12 protein-coding genes and 1 tRNA gene are annotated in these 15,359 nt (G+C 65.3%); 8 read left to right on the top strand and 5 right to left on the bottom strand.

All coding sequences use genetic code 11. The features are described from left to right. The first annotated feature begins 112 nt into the window (after positions 1 to 112). Positions 113 to 1,372 (top strand): dipeptidase, encoded by a 1,260-nt coding sequence (locus MU856_RS13725; RefSeq protein WP_062901780.1) that lies wholly within the window; start codon positions 113 to 115, stop codon positions 1,370 to 1,372. Positions 1,373 to 1,405: 33 nt separating this feature from the next. Here MU856_RS13725 and MU856_RS13720 read toward each other — a convergent pair whose 3' ends face one another. Both MU856_RS13720 and MU856_RS13715 read right to left on the bottom strand, forming a co-directional pair. Further along, positions 1,406 to 1,798, bottom strand: coding sequence for a DoxX family protein (locus MU856_RS13720; RefSeq protein ID WP_238929628.1), 393 nt, complete (start codon positions 1,796 to 1,798; stop codon positions 1,406 to 1,408). After that, positions 1,795 to 3,087, bottom strand: coding sequence for an FAD-dependent oxidoreductase (locus MU856_RS13715; protein ID WP_062901781.1), 1,293 nt, complete (start codon positions 3,085 to 3,087; stop codon positions 1,795 to 1,797). The genes MU856_RS13720 and MU856_RS13715 overlap by 4 nt, the downstream gene beginning before the upstream one ends. Positions 3,088 to 3,262: 175 nt before the next feature. Between MU856_RS13715 and MU856_RS13710 the strand changes: the two genes are divergently transcribed. The 5 genes from MU856_RS13710 to MU856_RS13690 all read left to right on the top strand — a co-directional run bounded on the left by MU856_RS13710 (position 3,263) and on the right by MU856_RS13690 (position 7,796). After that, positions 3,263 to 3,336 (top strand) — tRNA-Gln (locus tag MU856_RS13710). A 341-nt stretch (positions 3,337 to 3,677) separates the two neighbouring features. Beyond that, positions 3,678 to 4,520 carry a 5-dehydro-4-deoxy-D-glucuronate isomerase gene (gene kduI / locus MU856_RS13705; protein ID WP_062901805.1) on the top strand — a complete coding sequence of 281 codons (843 nt, stop codon included), beginning with the start codon at positions 3,678 to 3,680 and terminating at the stop codon, positions 4,518 to 4,520. After that, a complete protein-coding gene (gene kduD, locus MU856_RS13700) occupies positions 4,520 to 5,275 on the top strand; it encodes a 2-dehydro-3-deoxy-D-gluconate 5-dehydrogenase KduD (protein ID WP_062901806.1) in 756 nt (251 codons plus the stop codon). Before kduI ends, kduD begins: the two co-directional genes overlap by 1 nt. Before the next feature lie 9 nt (positions 5,276 to 5,284). Further along, positions 5,285 to 6,295, top strand: a complete 1,011-nt coding sequence (locus tag MU856_RS13695; RefSeq protein WP_062901807.1) for a sugar kinase — start codon at positions 5,285 to 5,287, stop codon at positions 6,293 to 6,295. A 4-nt stretch (positions 6,296 to 6,299) separates the two neighbouring features. Further along, positions 6,300 to 7,796, top strand: coding sequence for a carboxylesterase/lipase family protein (locus MU856_RS13690; RefSeq protein WP_238929630.1), 1,497 nt, complete (start codon positions 6,300 to 6,302; stop codon positions 7,794 to 7,796). Positions 7,797 to 7,818: 22 nt separating this feature from the next. On the opposite strand, the gene MU856_RS13685 is transcribed toward MU856_RS13690, so the two are convergent. The 3 genes from MU856_RS13685 to MU856_RS13675 are packed head-to-tail and all read right to left on the bottom strand — an operon-like array spanning position 7,819 to position 10,514. Further along, the gene (locus MU856_RS13685) at positions 7,819 to 8,790 is read right to left on the bottom strand and encodes an alpha/beta hydrolase (RefSeq protein ID WP_062901809.1); all 972 of its coding nucleotides are present in this window, start codon (positions 8,788 to 8,790) and stop codon (positions 7,819 to 7,821) included. Further along, a complete protein-coding gene (locus MU856_RS13680; RefSeq protein ID WP_062901810.1) occupies positions 8,791 to 9,201 on the bottom strand; it encodes a cupin domain-containing protein in 411 nt (136 codons plus the stop codon). It abuts the gene before it with no gap. Continuing rightward, the gene (locus MU856_RS13675; RefSeq protein WP_238929777.1) at positions 9,198 to 10,514 is read right to left on the bottom strand and encodes a polysaccharide lyase family 1 protein; all 1,317 of its coding nucleotides are present in this window, start codon (positions 10,512 to 10,514) and stop codon (positions 9,198 to 9,200) included. Before MU856_RS13675 ends, MU856_RS13680 begins: the two co-directional genes overlap by 4 nt. A gap of 308 nt (positions 10,515 to 10,822) precedes the next feature. On the opposite strand from MU856_RS13675, the gene MU856_RS13670 reads away from it, so the two are divergent. Continuing rightward, positions 10,823 to 13,666: a TonB-dependent receptor gene (locus MU856_RS13670; protein WP_062901812.1), complete on the top strand. Its 2,844-nt coding sequence runs from the start codon at positions 10,823 to 10,825 to the stop codon at positions 13,664 to 13,666. Positions 13,667 to 13,777: 111 nt separating this feature from the next. Further along, positions 13,778 to 15,358, top strand: a complete 1,581-nt coding sequence (locus MU856_RS13665) for a family 43 glycosylhydrolase (protein ID WP_062903117.1) — start codon at positions 13,778 to 13,780, stop codon at positions 15,356 to 15,358. The last annotated feature ends 1 nt before the right edge of the window (position 15,359 follow it).

Genomic DNA, 15,359 nt, shown 5'->3' with positions numbered 1-15,359 from the left:
CCGATGCTGCGCCCGGTTGACGTAAACGTCAAGGGAAGCGCGACCTTGCGGTGGCGTACAGACGATAAATTTCGGCTCGATTTCCTCGCCATGCACCTTAAGGTCGCCATCTATGACGAAATCTATCCTGCTCGCCGGCCTCGCCGCGCTCGCCCTTGTCTCCACTCCCGCCGCCGCGCAATCCTCGCCCGAGGCGGTGGCCGAGGCCGCGCTCAAGAAGGCGCCGGTCTTCGACGGGCATAATGACGTGCCCTGGGCGCTGCGCGAGCGCGCCGACAATATGATCAACGGTTTCGATTTCAACGACACCAGCCATACCGCGACGACCGATCGCATCGCGATGCACACGGACCTGATCCGATTGCGCAAGGGCCATGTCGGCGCGCAATTCTGGTCGGTCTATGTCCCGTCGAACAGCAACGAGGCGCAGGCGGTGCAGCAGACGCTGGAGCAGATCGACGTGATGAAGCGTCTCGTCCAGCGCTATCCGAACGACCTGATGCTCGCGACCAGTTCGGCCGAGCTCGAAAAGGCGATGAAGGCGGGCAAGATCGTGGGCATGCTCGGCATGGAGGGCGGTCATTCGATCGGATCGAGCCTGGCGGTGCTGCGCGACATGTATGATCTCGGCGCGCGGTACATGACGCTGACCCACAGCCGGAACACCCTGTGGGGCGACAGCGCGACCGATGCGCCCGCGCACGACGGGCTGACCCCGTTCGGCGAACAGGTGGTGCGCGAGATGAACCGCATCGGCATGATCGTCGATCTGAGCCACACGAGCGAGGCGACGATGAAGGACGCGCTCGCCGCCGCGAAGGCGCCGGTGATGTTCAGCCACTCGGGCGCGCGCGGCGTCAACGACCATCCGCGCAATGTCCCCGACAGCGTGCTGCCGCTGGTCAAGGCGAACGGCGGCATCGTGATGGTGGTGCTGTTGCCGACCTTCCTCGACCCCCAGGTGCGCGCCTATGGCCTGTCGCGTACCGCCGAACAGGCGCGGTTGAAGGCGATGTATCCGGGCGATCCCGCCGCGGCCGACAAGGCGCTCGCCGACTGGGACAAGGCGAACCCGACGCCGACGACCGATGTCGCGAAGGTTGCCGACCATATCGATCATATCCGCAAGCTGGCCGGGATCGACCATATCGGGCTCGGCGGCGATTATGACGGCATGGATTCGGCGCCGGTCGGGATGGAGGATGTGTCGGGCTACCCCGCGTTGTTCGTCGAACTGGCGAAGCGCGGCTATTCGCAGGCCGACCTCGAAAAGATCGCGAGCGGCAACATGCTGCGCGTGCTGAAGGCGGTCGAGGCCTATGCGGCGAGCCAGAAAGGCCAGCCGCCGATCGAGACGCCGGTGGCGAAATAATGCACGTCGCCGCCGCGACGGCGGAGGTGGCGGCTATTTCCTCTTGAACGGCCAGTCGATCGCGCCGCTCGCCCACAGCGCCCACCAGATGATGAGCGGCTGCGCGGCGAGGCGAGGGCCGTGGTACCACCAGCCGAGCGTCTGTCCGCCGATCGCGACATGCGCGAAGGCGTGATGGAAATTCGCCGGCCACACGCACAGCGCATAGAGGGCAAGGCCCCAGCCCGCCGCCTTGCGCGTCGCCGGGATCAGCAACCCCAGCGCGCCCGCCAGTTCGGCAATGCCCGTCGCGGCGACGACCAGCGCCGGCTGCGGCACCCAGGGCGGGGTGATCGCGACGAAGGGCGCGGGGGTGGCAAGGTGGCGGTAGCCCGCATAGCCATAAGCGAGCGCGAGCAGCCAGCGCAGCGCCGTGCGGATCGTCACCGCCCGATGGCTTCGATCATCGCCTCGACGCGCACGAATTTCTCGCGCGGATTGCCTTCGAGCGCGGCGGCGACCTCCGCCGCCTCTATCTTGCGCCAGTCGCGGAAGGTGACGGGCGCGATGCCGCGCCCCGCGAGCAGCGCGTCGAGTCCGGGACGGCCCGGCTTGCCGCCACCGCGGCCTATATCCTCCAGCACCATTTCGGCGATGCGCGCGCCGTCGGGCTTGTTGGTGCCGATCGTCCCCGATGGCCCGCGCCGCGCCCAGCCGACGCAATAAAGGCCGGGCAGGATCCGCCCCTCGTTATTGGCGAAGCGGCCGCGACCATGTTCATAGGGCACGCCGGGGATCGGCGGCGTCTGATAACCGATGCAGCTGACGACCAGACCCGCCTCGATCGCATAGGTTTCGCCGGTGCCATGGCTGCGCAGATCGGCATCGAGCCGCGTCCGTTCGACGATGACGCGCTGGGCGCGCCCGTCGCCCTCTATCGCGACGGGCATGGCAAAGAAGTCGAAGTCGATCGTCACCGGCTTGGCAACCGGATTCGCCGCGAACTGCCGTAGATGCGTCACCGACTTGCGCATGCCGGGTTCGAGCAGCGCATCGTCGCCTTCGTCGGGCAGATCGGCGGGGTCGACGCGCGGGCTGGCGCGTTCGAGATGGCCCAGCTCGCCCAGCTCTTTCGGTGTCATCGCGATCTGGTGCGGGCCGCGGCGGCCGAGAATGTGGATGTGCCGGATATTGCTCGTCGCGAGCAGGTCGCGCGCATGGGCGACGATGTCGCTGCCGGCGAATTCGGCGGGGGTCTTGGCAAGGATACGCGCGACGTCGAGCGCGACATTGCCGTTGCCGATCACCGCGACGCCGGGGCTGTCGAGCGGCGGGTCGAGGTCGGCGAAATCGGGGTGGCCATTGTACCAGCCAACGAAGGCGGCGCTGCCGATGACGCCGGGTAGATCGGCGCCGGGAATCCCCAGCGGCCGGTCATTGGGTGCCCCGGTCGCGAGCACGACGGCGTCGTAGAGCTGCGCCAGTTCGTCGATCCCGATGTCGGTGCCGACCGACACATGGCCGACGAAGCGCACATTGTCCGCCAGGGCGACACCCTCGTACCGCCGCGACACCGCCTTGATCGATTGGTGATCGGGGGCAACGCCGGTGCGGATCAGCCCATAGGGAACGGGCAGGCGATCGATCACGTCGACGGCGATATCCTCCGCCTTCTGCAAGGTTTCGGCGGTATAATATCCGGCCGGACCCGACCCGACGATCGCGACATGACGCATCAGCCCACCTCCAAGTGCAGGACCTGCGCCGGGGCGCGGCCCCTCTGTTCTTCTGTTCTGCGCGCGATGCTAGCGGCGAATTGGATAAGGGCAAGCCGCCTGTTGCGCGAACCCGACCGGGCGGTCGCACCGGCCTTGACAGACGGCCCACGCAATCATATTGCGCGCCCCTCATTGCCCCGTCGTCTAATGGTAAGACTACGGATTCTGATTCCGTCTATTGAGGTTCGAATCCTCACGGGGCATCCATTTTCCCGCTTTAAGACGCTGGAACGCGATGCCGCAGTAGCCGGGTAAAATCGCGCGCGCAGGTCTTTCGTGATTGTAAACCGTACACGCTCGATGCGAGTCGAGCTATGGTGCGAGCGGACTCCTGCATAGGATGCCGATCTTTGAGACTTTCTCCTCGCGTTGGAGGAAGCCGAGAGGATGGTGCTGCTTGCGTATTGCGCGTCGGCGCGCTCGAACGCCGAGGGTGGTAGTCTTTCTCCGGATATGATGATGGCCGGGGCGCCTTTTTGTCATCGATTGACACCGGTTACCTTATCAACTAACCCAGCTTCAGATCAATCAGACCTGAGGATGCCGCCATGTTCGATCGCACCTATTATGCTACTCATCCCTCCATGATGGAGGAGGTGTCGAACGCGGAACTTCGCGATCGCTATCTGATCCAGGGCCTCTTCCGCGAGGGCGAATGCGTCCTCAACTACACCCACGCCGACCGCTTCGTGATCGGCGGCGTCGCCGTGGGCGGCGCGCCGGTCAAGCTGCCGACGCAGACCGAGCCGCCGTCGGTCGCGGGGCACCCGTTCCTCGAACGCCGCGAACTCGCGATCGTCAACGTCTCGTCGGTCGAAGGCACGGTCACCGTTGACGGCGAGAGCTTCACGCTCGGCAACAAGGATTGCCTCTATGTGACGATGGGTGCGAAGGACGTCGAGTTCGCGGGCGAAGGCGCGCGTTATTATCTGGCGTCGTGCCCTGCGCACAAGGCGTTCACGACGCGCAAGCTCGGCATCGCCGACGCCAATGCGCTCGACCGCGGCAGCCTCGCCGAATCGAATGAGCGCACGATTTATCAGCTCGTCATTCCGGGCGTGTGCGACAGCGCGCAGCTCGTCATGGGGCTGACCGTGCTCAAGGAAGGCAGCGTCTGGAACACGATGCCGCCGCATATCCACGAGCGCCGCAGCGAGATCTATTTCTATTTCGAGCTCGACAATGTCGATACCGACCGCGTGATGCATTTCATGGGCGAGGGCGAGGCGACGCGCCACATCGTGATGCAGAATGAGGAAGCGGTGATCTCGCCGCCCTGGTCGATCCACATGGGCGCGGGCACGAAATCCTACGCCTTCATCTGGGCGATGGCGGGCGAGAATCAGGATTATACCGACATGAACGTCCTCGACATCTGTCAGCTGTCGTAATGGCGGGCCTCTTTGACCTGTCGGGCAAGGTGGCGCTCGTCACCGGTGCCAACACGGGCATCGGGCAGGGGCTCGCGCTCGCGCTCGCCGAGGCGGGGGCGGACATCGCGGCCGCGGGCCGCTCGCCCGCGGACGAGACTGTCGGCAAGGTGCGCGGGCTGGGGCGGAGGGGCGAGAATTTCGCCGCCGACCTGTCGAGCGTCGGCGCGGTGCAGCCGCTCGTCGACGCGGTGCTCGCCGAGTTCGGGCGCATCGACATTCTCGTCAACAATGCGGGGATCATCCGCCGCGCCGATGCGGTCGATTTCACCGAGGCCGACTGGGACGCGGTGATGGACACCAATCTCAAGACGCTCTTCTTCCTCTGCCAGAGCGTCGGGCGCCACATGATCGCGCGCGGCTCGGGCAAGATCATCAACATCGCCTCGATGCTCACCTTTCAGGGCGGCATTCGCGTCCCGAGCTATACCGCCTCGAAATCGGGGGTCGGCGGGCTGACCAAGCTGCTTGCGAACGAATGGGCGGCGAAGGGTGTACAGGTCAATGCGATCGCGCCCGGCTATATCGCGACGAACAACACCGCCGCGTTACAGGGCGACGAGACGCGCAACCGCCAGATCATGGAACGCATTCCGGCGGGCCGCTGGGGCGACCCGAGCGATATCGGCGGCGCGGCCGTGTTTCTGGCGTCGAGCGCGTCGGACTATGTGCAGGGCCATATCCTCGCCGTCGACGGCGGCTGGCTCGCGCGCTAGACTCGCGCGATGGGTAGCCGTCTTGTCTTTTTCGGCGAACTGCTGATCCGCCTGACCGCGCCGGGCAACGAGCTGCTGATGCAATCGCCCTCGCTTGCGCTCCAAGTCGGGGGAGCCGAGGCGAATGTCGCGATCGGCCTCGCGCATCTTGGTCACGATTGCGCGATGGTTGGCAAAATTCCTTCGAATGCACTGGGTCGCGGTGCAGTGGCGGCGGTGCGCGGCGCAGGCGTCGATTGCACCGCCGTCACGCTTCATCCGGGGCGCATGGGGCTCTATTTCCTGAGCGTCGGCGCCGGGCTGCGCGCCTCCGAAATCGTCTATGACCGCGCGCGATCGAGTTTCGCGGAAAGCGGGGCGGAGGATTATGACTTCGACCGGCTGCTGACGGGCGCCCGGCTGCTCCACCTGTCGGGAATTACCCCGGCGCTCGGGCCGCGTTCGGCCGCGGCGGCGCTTGCGGCGGCACGCGCCGCAAGGCGGCTCGGCGTTCCCGTCAGTTTCGACGGCAATTACCGCGCGATGCTGTGGGACGCGTGGGATAGCGATCCGCGTGCGATCCTGTCCGAACTGATCGGCAGCGCCGACATATTGTTCGGCAATCACCGCGACCTCTCGCTCGTGCTGGGGCGCGAATTTTCGGGGGAGGGCGAGGATCGTCGGCGCGAAGCGGCCGAGGCTGGCTTTGCCGCTTTCCCCGCGCTCAAACTCATCGCCTCGACCGCGCGCCACATTGTGACCGCCGATCACCACCGCATCGCCGCGCGCGTCGATTTGCGCGGGGGCGCGCATCAGACCGCCGAGGTCGATGTGACCGGCATCGTCGACCGGATCGGGGCGGGCGATGCTTTTGCCGCTGGCGTATTGCACGCGCACCTGAAGGGCGCCGACGTCAAGGCGATGGCCGAAACCGGCCTTGCGCTCACCTGCCTCAAACATTCGCTGCCGGGCGATGCCAGCCGGTTTGGTGAAACCGATATCGATGCCTTCCACGGCGGCGGACTCGATGTCCGGCGCTGAGAGGATGAGTCGTCGCGCGTTGCTGGGCGGCGCGGCGGGGCTGCTGGTCGTGGCCGCATCGCCAACGGCCCGCGCTACGCCCGTGCATGCTGTCATCGACGCCCCCGACGGGGAATATCGCAGTCTGGGCTGGGGAGAAGACGAGGTTGCCCCAATCCTAGCCTATCCCGGGATCCGTTATGCCCGCGCGGCGCGCTTTCGTGCGCCCGTTCCCGTCCTCCACGCCGAACAGCAGGATAGCGGCTTCGGCCCTGCCTGTCCCCAGACCGGCGATCGTTACCAGCCGCAATCTGAAGACTGCCTTTTCCTGAATGTCTGGACACCCGCGCTCGACGAGAAGCGCAAGCGCCCCGTCCTGGTCTATTTCCACGGCGGTGCCTATTCGACCGGCAGCGTCACCGACCCGATCAACGACGGCGCAAATCTGGCGGCGCGCGGCGATGTCGTCGTCGTTACCGTCAACCACCGGCTGAACGCGCTCGGCTATCTCTATCTCGCGCGACTCGACCCGCGCTTTCCCGACAGCGGCAATGCCGGGCAGCTCGACCTGATCGTCGCGCTGCAATGGATCCGGCGCAATATTGCGGCCTTCGGTGGCGATCCGGGCAATGTCACCGTCTTTGGCCAGTCGGGCGGCGGCGCGAAGATCGCGACGCTGATGGCGATGCCCGAAGCGAAGGGGCTGTTCCACAAAGCGATCACGATGAGCGGGCAGCAGGTCACTGCGTCGGGGCCGCTCAACGCGACAAAGCGCGCCGAAGCCTTTCTCGCCAGGCTCGGCCCCGGCGTCGATCCCGCGACCGCGCCGGTCGAACAGTTGATCGCCGCGCTGTCGGCGACCGATCCGGTCCTTGGCGGCGGCCTCTATATGGGGCCGGTGCTCGACATGACGCATCTGATGCGCCACCCCTTCTGGCCCGACGCGCCGGCGCAGTCGCTGGATATTCCGATGATGCTCGGCAATGTCGTGATGGAAACACGCGCCTTTTATGCGCCCGACAAGCCGCCACTTGCGGGGCTGACGATGGACAATCTGGCCGCCCGGATCGCGCCGCAGATGCGGATCGACATCTTGCCCGAATGGGTCGTGAGCGAATTTCGTGCCCGTTATCCGCAGGCGGAGGTGACCGAATTGTTCCACCGCATCGTCACCGCAGCGCGGAGCTGGCGCGGGCAGGTCGAGGAGGCCGAGGCGCGCGCCCGCGCCGGCGCGCCGGCCTTCGTCTATCAGCTCGATTTCGAGCAGGCGAAGCATACCGATGACATCGGGCTCAGCTTCGGCACCATATCCGATCCCACGCCGGCACAGCGGGCGATGAGCGACGTGGTGATGGGCGCCTTCGTGCGCTTTGCGCGCACCGGCAACCCGGGCTGGTCCGCCTATACACTGGCGCAGCGTGAGACGATGATCTTCGACACCGTGAGCCGCGTCGAAAACGATCCCCGGCGATGGGAGCGCGAGCTGTTCGCGCGTGTCCCCTATATTCAGCCCGGAACCTGATTCGGCCTGCAGCGTCGATGGATCAGACGATCTGTCGCCCCTTCAACCAGCCCCACAGCAATTCGGGCCAGATGGCGACGGGCAGGCCCGCCGTTTTCAGCAGGCCGAAGCCATGCTCGCCCTCGGCGAAATAATGTGCCTCGCACGACACGCCGACGCGCCGCGTTGCCGCCTGCAGACGCAGGCTGTTGTCGATCTTCACGACGCTGTCGTCCTCGGCGTGGAGCAGCCACAGCGGCGGCATGTCGGCGCGTGTGTTGCGCTCGGGCGAATAAAGCGCCTCGCGCGCCGCGTCGGGATGCGCGCCGATCAGCTTTTCGCGGCTGACCGCATGCGCGATTGCCGGGTCCATCGACACGACCGGATAAATGGCGGCGAGCGCGTCGGGGCGCGCTGACAGCGTATCGGCCCCATCGAGCGGTGCATAGACCTGCGCATCGAAGCGCGTCAGCAGACTTGTTGCGACCTGCCCGCCCGCGGAAAACCCGCCGAAAGCGACGCGTGCCGGATCGATGCCGTCGAGCGCAGCGCGGCGGCGCACGACCCGCATCGCCCGCTGCGCATCGGCGAGCGGAACGTCGGACCCGTTCGTCCAGCCGTCGCCGGGCAGGCGATAGAAGAGCACATAGACCGTCACGCCGCGCGCCTTCAGCCAGCGCGCCAGCTCATAGCCTTCCTTGTCGATCACGACGTAGCGATAGCCGCCGCCGGGCGCGAGGATGACCGCGGCGCCATTGGGTTTGTCGGGCCGGAAAATGTCGAGCCGCGGCCGCGTAATGTGCTGAAGCATCCGGTCACTGGCGTCGGGATCGTCGCTGCGCTGGACAATCTCTTCGGAAAGGCCCGGCGGCGGCTTGATATGCCCGCCCGGCCACAGCGGGATGCTGGCGTCGGGGACAAGGCCGGCGGGCCGCGTCCATACTTCTCCGGCTGCGGCGCCCGCAAAGGGCAGCGCAAGGCTGGCGGCCATCAGTTCGCGGCGACCGAGCACCATCTACGGTGCCTCCGGTTTCGGATCGGCGTCTGGATAAGCGATGATGAGCACCAAGGCCTCGTCGCCGGTCTGGCGGATGCCGACGCGGGCGCCCCGATAGAGCCACGCCGCCATCCCCGGCTTCAGCGCCTGTTCCTCGCCGTCCGAATGGACGATGCCGGTCCCCGAGACGACATAATAGATTTCGTCATGGTCGATCGGGTGGATGCCGATCGCCGCACCCGCGTGCAGCGCGCGCTTGCGAAATTCGAAACTGCGCGGGGCGGGGACGGCGTCGCTGATCCGCCACGCGGTCGACTGGCCGATGGCGCCGTGCGGCGGCGGCTCTTCCCGAATCGTCGCGGCCTCGTCGATGACCACCATCGCCGGTGCCGCGCTTCCGGCGAGCAGCAGCGCGAGCAGCGGCGTCATTTGACGCCGCCGCGCGAATCGAGGTCGCGCGCCGACAGATGTTCTTGCGGCATGGGGGTGGTCTGGCCCGGATAAGTGCCCGATTTGGGTTCCATCGTCGCCAGATCCCAATCCTTCTCTACGAAGGGCGCGCGTACGGGTTCGGTCACCTTCGGATAGGCGCTGACCTGCTTTTCGTCGTCGATGATGTCGCCGCGTCCTTCGGCGACGAAGAACAGGATGCGGATCTCTTCGGCATCGCGCGCCCAGGGCCGCGCGCCTGCGGTCGCCAGAACCGACGTTTCGACATCGTGGACCGGCAGGATTTTGTACCCATCGGTGGGCGCAAGCGGGGCCTCCGAGCGGATAAGCTGCGCGCGGGTTTCGCCATAGCGGCCGAATTCGGGCAGCGCGTTGCCGTGCCGGTCGACCGCAATATTGTCGCGGCCATAGAAGCGCAGGTCGCCATCGCCGCCGAGCATCAGAAAGGGCAGCCCCTCGTCGGTATGATTGCCGCCGCGCATGACATTGCCGATCGCGGTGATCTCGCCCGTCACATAGTCGTGGCCGACCCATTCGAGATTCATCAGATTATAGTGCACCGCGCGGTGGCCCGGATCGTAGATCAGATTGTTGATCATCAGCGCCTGCGCGCCGCCCTTGATCAGCGGATTGCGTTCGACATTGTGCGCCCAGACATTGCGATAGAAGACGATGCCCGTGGTGTTGTCATGGATCAGCGACCCCTTGCTATGCTCGCCCTTGGGGTGGCTGGCGTCGGCCAGCCCCTCGGCCGCCAGATTGTTCGAAAAGGTCACATTGCGGCTGGTCCCGTCGCGCCATTCGGCGACCGTCGCGCCCTTGAAGCGCGGACCTGATGCCGACATATTTTCGTCGAGCGCCCACAAAAAGGTGCAATGATCGACCACGACATCGTGCGCGGCGACCGTCGAGAAGGCATCGGCTTCCCAGCCGCTGCGCTTCGGCTGCCCGTCAACGCCGGTATAGATGCGCAGGTGGCGCAGCACGACATCATGCGCTTTCACGTCGATGCCGCCGCGAATGATCGTGATGCCGGGTCCGGGGGCCGTCTGGCCGGCAATCGTCAGATAGGGCTGGTCGATGGTCAGGGTACTGCGGCCGAGGTCGATCACGCCGCCGACCTCGAACACGACGATTCGCGGACCCGGCGTTTCGATCGCGGCCTTCAGCGACCCCGGACCGTCGGGGGCGAGCGTCGTGACGCGAAGGATTTTTCCGCTGCGTCCTCCCGGAGTCGCGGCGGCCGGTCCGACCGCGCCGGGGAAGGCGATTGCCTGCGCCTGAGCCGCCATCGCGGCGCCTCCGGGTACGGCCGCAGCCAGAAACAGCGCGGCAATCCACAGTTTTTTCGACATGGCATCTCTCCTTCGCATTGGGTCTTGACATAGACCGCTGCTTGCTTCAATCATTTTTGACACCGGTTACCTAAACCGGTCAAGAACATATTTTGGGGAGAGGGCGCTTGGGCCGACCGCAATGACGGCGGCCAATCCGCAACTCTCTATCGCAGGGGACGTGCAGTCGATCCGATTTTGCACTTCGACGAAAGTAACCGGTGTCATTCCTTGCCAAAGGCAGGAATGCGCTGCGAAAAGGGAGGATGACGATGGCTTTTCATAACGCGCGGGGTGGCCGCACTCTGGTCAGGCTGGCTTCGGGGGTTTCGCTTGCGGTGCTGGTCGCGACGCCGGCCTGGGCGCAGGACGCAGCAGATGCGGGCGCTGCCGACGATGCGGCAAGCAACGAGATTGTCGTGACCGGTTTTCGCCAGTCGCTGCAGGCCGCGCTCAACGTCAAGCGCGACTCGGTGGCGGCGGTCGACGCGATCGTGGCCGAAGACATCGCCAAATTTCCCGATCAGAATCTTGCAGAATCGCTTCAGCGCATTCCCGGCATCTCGATCCAGCGCGACGGCGGCGAAGGGCGCGCAATCACCGTGCGCGGTCTGGGCGCCCAATTCACCCGCGTTCGGCTGAACGGCCTGGAAACCGTCGCAACCTCGACCGACGGCGCCTCGGCCAATCGCGATCGCGCCTTCGACTTCAATGTCTTCGCATCGGAGCTTTTCAGCAGCATCGTCGTCCACAAGACCGCCGAAGCCTCGCTCGACGAAGGCTCGCTCGGCGCGGTGGTTGATCTCAACACCGGCAATCCGCTCGGCGGCAAGGCCGGGCTGCACGGCGCGCTGTCGGTCGTCGGTTCCTACAACGACCTGTCGAAGGATCTGGGGCCGCGTGTCGCCGGGCTGCTCAGCTGGCGCAACGATGCGGGCACCTTTGGCGCCTCGGTTTCCGCAGCCTATTCGAAGGGCAATACGCTTGAACTCGGCAACAATAGCGTGCGTTGGGCGCAGGCGCGTTTTGACTCGGTCGATGGTACCAATTGCTGGACGGCCCCGAACAGCGGCGGCACCTATGTCTCTGGTGCAGCGTGCGACGCGGCGGCTCTCGCATTTCATCCGCGCATCCCGCGCTATGGCGAGATCGAACACCGCCGCGAACGCCTCGGCCTGACCGGTTCGATCCAGTTCGAACCGACCGAAAGCACCCGGATTTCGCTCGACGCCCTCTATTCGCGCTTCCGCGAAGATCGCGAGGAAAAATGGGGTGAAGTGCTGCTGCGTTCGAATGAGCGGTCGATCAACGTCGTCGATCCCGTCTATGACTCGAACGGCAACATGATCTCGGCGACGCTCAACGATGCGTGGGTGCGCACCGAACATTATCTGCGCCAGTCGAAGACGAGCTTCTATCAGTTCGGCGGAAGCTGGGACCAGGATGTTTCGGACCGTTTCCGCTTCACCGTTCTGGGCGGCCTGTCGAAGTCTGACGCCGACATTCCCGTCGAAACGACCGTCGTGTTCGACGACCGCGATGCGCAGGGCTATTCCTACGACTACAGCGACATGAAGCACCCGGTGCTCACCTTCGGCACCAGCGTAACCGATCCGGCGAATTTCCAGCTCGCCGAAATTCGCGATCGTCCCTCGAACGTCACCAACCGCTTCAAGACCGCCCAGCTCCGTACCGAATGGGACGTGACCGACGGTTTTCAGGTCAAGGCCGGCGCGATGTGGCGCCGCTTCAACTTCGATGCGGTCGCCTTCACCCGCGACACGGCGGTTTGCGGCAACGGCGGGGTCGACCGCGTTCTGGGTACGTTGACCTGCTCGGCGTCGGGAGTCTTTGGGCCGACTGCCGTCTACGGCTTTCCGGTCACCTCGCAGCTTGCCGAACTGTTCACGCTCGGCAAGGCGGGTCAGCCGGCGGGAACGACGACCCAGTGGCTTATCCCGTCCTTCCCTGCGGCCACGGACTTCACCCAGCTTTACAGCCGCACCGCCAATCCGGACACGGGCAATACGCGTGCGGTCCAGGAAACCGTCTCGGGCGGCTATATCGAGTTCGATGCCAAGGGCGAATTGTTCGGGCTCGAATATGCGGGCAATGCCGGCATCCGCTATGCGCATACGGCGCAATCGTCGACCGGCGTCCTGTCGGGAACCACCGTCACGGTCGATCGCACCTATGACGACTGGCTGCCGTCGTTCAACGTGGCGCTCTACCCGAGCCGCGACGTGATTATCCGCGGTGCGATCGCCAAGGTCATCACGCGTCCGACCCTCGGCAATCTGACGCCAGGCGGCTCGATCGACGGCTTCAACTACAAGATCAGCTATGGCAACCCGCAGCTCGATCCCTATCGGGCGACCAATTTCGACCTTGGTGTCGAATGGTATTTCGCGCCGCAGGCGGTTCTGTCGATCGCCGGTTTCGTGAAGAAGGTTGAAAGCTTCCCGATCAGCCAGGCCTTCAGCGCCAGCTTTGCATCCACCGGCCTGCCGAAGGACGCGATCCCGCCGAGTTCGCCGGCTTTCCTCAATTTCGATCCCAATCAGATCTATACGATCACTGCCAACGTTAACGGGGCCGGGGCCACGCTGAAAGGCGTCGAACTCGCTGCGCAGGTTCCGTTCAGCGCCTTCACCAGCGGTGGTTTCATCAGCCACTTCGGGGTGCTTGCGAACGCGACCTTCATCAGTTCGGACGCAGATTATAATGTTCAGGGGCCGGCGGTGGTCCCGGGTGGGGCGCTGGTCAATGCGGTGCGCTCGGCGACGCTCTTTGGCGTGTCGAAGCGCGCCTACAACGGCACGCTCTATTACGACGACGGCGCCTTCAGCGCGCGCGTGTCGGCCAGCTATCGCAGCCGCTACATCGATGCGAACAGCGGCACCGGCAACGTCTTCGAAGGCTATGGCGCGACGTGGAACATGGACGCCTCGATCCGGTACAAGTTGACCGATTGGGTCGAACTGTCGGTCGAGGGCAATAATCTGCTCGACACCTATCGCTATCGCTACACCGATTTCGATGCTGACCGGAATTACGAGAATAATCATTTTGGCCGCACCATCCTGTTCGGCGCGCGCTTCAAGATGTGATCCATCAGAATTAGTCCCGGAAATAGGCCCGGTCTTCGCGCGCGAGGGCCGGGCCTTTTTCTTTGGCGCAAGAGGAGGACGCCTGTGACCGATCGCCGCGACCTGTTCAAAATGGCTGGCGCCGGCCTGCTGGCGGCCGGGCTCGGTCCGGCGCCGGGCAAGGCGCGGGCCATGTCGGCTCCCGCGGACCCGGCATCGGAGCCGCAATGGGGGCGGGGTGCCGATGGGCAGCGCCGCGCCGATTGCGGCGACGGCCGCTTCCTCAACCCGATCATGGCCGGTGATCATCCCGATCCGTCGATCCTCAAGGACGGCGACGACTATTACATGACCTTTTCAACCTTCGATTCCTATCCCGGCCTGGTCATCTGGCATTCGCGCGATCTGGTGAACTGGCGCTCCGTCGCCCCGGCGCTCACCCGCAATATCGGATCGGTCTGGGCGCCCGAGCTGTGCAAGCATGACGGCCGTTATTTTCTCTACATTCCGACCAAGGGACCGAACACGAGCTGGGTGATCTGGGCCGACCACATCGAGGGTCCGTGGAGCGATCCCGTCGACCTCGACCTGCCCGATCATATCGACCCCGGGCATGCCGTCGGCGAGGATGGTTCGCGCTGGCTGTTCCTGTCGGGCGGCGACCGCGTGCGGCTGTCGGACGATGGCTTGTCGCGGATAGGCGAACCCGAGCATGTCTATGATCCCTGGCGCTACCCCGCCGACTGGGTCGTCGAAGGATTTTCGCCCGAGGGGCCAAAGATCGTGCGCCGCGAGGGCTATTTCTATCTGATCACCGCGGTGGGCGGCACCGCGGGACCGCCCACCGGCCATATGGTCATCGCGGCGCGCGCCCTCTCGATCCACGGGCCATGGGAAAACTGCCCTGCCAATCCGATCGTCCGCACCGTTTCGCGCGACGAGGCTTGGTGGTCGCGCGGCCATGCGACGCTTGTGGAAGGTCCGTCGGGCGATTGGTGGAGCGTCTATCACGGCTATGAGAAGGACTTCTGGACGCTGGGGCGCCAGACGCTGCTCGATCCTGTCGAATGGACCACCGACGGCTGGCCGCGGATGACAGGGGGCGACCTGTCGCGGCCGCTCGCGAAGCCGCTTGGCGGCGTTGCCGGTCTGCATGGCATGGCGCTGTCGGACGATTTCACGTCGCTGGCGCTCGGCGCAAAATGGAATTTCTTCAAGCCCGCACGCGACGAGCGCGCGCGTGCCGCCGTTGCGGACGGCGCGCTGCACCTTGCGGCGCGCGGGCGGGCGCCGTCCGATTCATCGCCGCTGCTCCTAATCGCGGGCGACCGGTCCTACCGCTTCGAATGCGATATCGATATCGACTCTGGCGTGACGGCGGGCCTGATCCTCTTTTACGACGAGCGTCTCTATTGCGGACTGGGTTTCGATGCCGACCGCTTCGTGACGCATCAATATGGGATCGAACGGGCTCAGCCCGTCAATCCGCATGGCTGCCGGATGCGCCTACGGGTTACCAACGATGCGCATATCGTCACCTTCGACACCAGCGGCGATGGTGGCGAAAGCTGGACCCGCTTCGATCGCGGGATGGAGGTGTCAGGTTATCACCACAATGTCCGCGGCGGCTTTCTGATGCTGCGCCCGGGGCTGTACGCAGCGGGGTCGGGGCAGGCGCGTTTCCGGAATTTCCGCTTCTCGGCGCTGAGCTGAC

Origin of the sequence: Sphingopyxis sp. GC21 (assembly GCF_025727575.1) — a bacterium.
GTDB lineage: Bacteria > Pseudomonadota > Alphaproteobacteria > Sphingomonadales > Sphingomonadaceae > Sphingopyxis > Sphingopyxis terrae_A.
The sequence above is the reverse complement of the archived record's forward strand: the minus strand, read 5'-3'. Positions and strand labels throughout refer to the sequence as shown.

What these genes read in the sequence shown, in the direction of transcription:
- MU856_RS13670 (WP_062901812.1), top strand. Translation starts at nt 10,823, where the DNA reads ATGACGATGGCTTTTCATAACGCGCGGGGTGGCCGCACTCTGGTCAGG.
- MU856_RS13685 (WP_062901809.1), bottom strand. Translation starts at nt 8,790, where the DNA reads ATGGTGCTCGGTCGCCGCGAACTGATGGCCGCCAGCCTTGCGCTGCCC.
- kduI (WP_062901805.1), top strand. Translation starts at nt 3,678, where the DNA reads ATGTTCGATCGCACCTATTATGCTACTCATCCCTCCATGATGGAGGAG.
- MU856_RS13725 (WP_062901780.1), top strand. Translation starts at nt 113, where the DNA reads ATGACGAAATCTATCCTGCTCGCCGGCCTCGCCGCGCTCGCCCTTGTC.
- MU856_RS13715 (WP_062901781.1), bottom strand. Translation starts at nt 3,087, where the DNA reads ATGCGTCATGTCGCGATCGTCGGGTCGGGTCCGGCCGGATATTATACC.
- MU856_RS13675 (WP_238929777.1), bottom strand. Translation starts at nt 10,514, where the DNA reads ATGGCGGCTCAGGCGCAGGCAATCGCCTTCCCCGGCGCGGTCGGACCG.
- MU856_RS13695 (WP_062901807.1), top strand. Translation starts at nt 5,285, where the DNA reads ATGGGTAGCCGTCTTGTCTTTTTCGGCGAACTGCTGATCCGCCTGACC.
- MU856_RS13680 (WP_062901810.1), bottom strand. Translation starts at nt 9,201, where the DNA reads ATGACGCCGCTGCTCGCGCTGCTGCTCGCCGGAAGCGCGGCACCGGCG.
- kduD (WP_062901806.1), top strand. Translation starts at nt 4,520, where the DNA reads ATGGCGGGCCTCTTTGACCTGTCGGGCAAGGTGGCGCTCGTCACCGGT.
- MU856_RS13690 (WP_238929630.1), top strand. Translation starts at nt 6,300, where the DNA reads ATGAGTCGTCGCGCGTTGCTGGGCGGCGCGGCGGGGCTGCTGGTCGTG.
- MU856_RS13665 (WP_062903117.1), top strand. Translation starts at nt 13,778, where the DNA reads ATGGCTGGCGCCGGCCTGCTGGCGGCCGGGCTCGGTCCGGCGCCGGGC.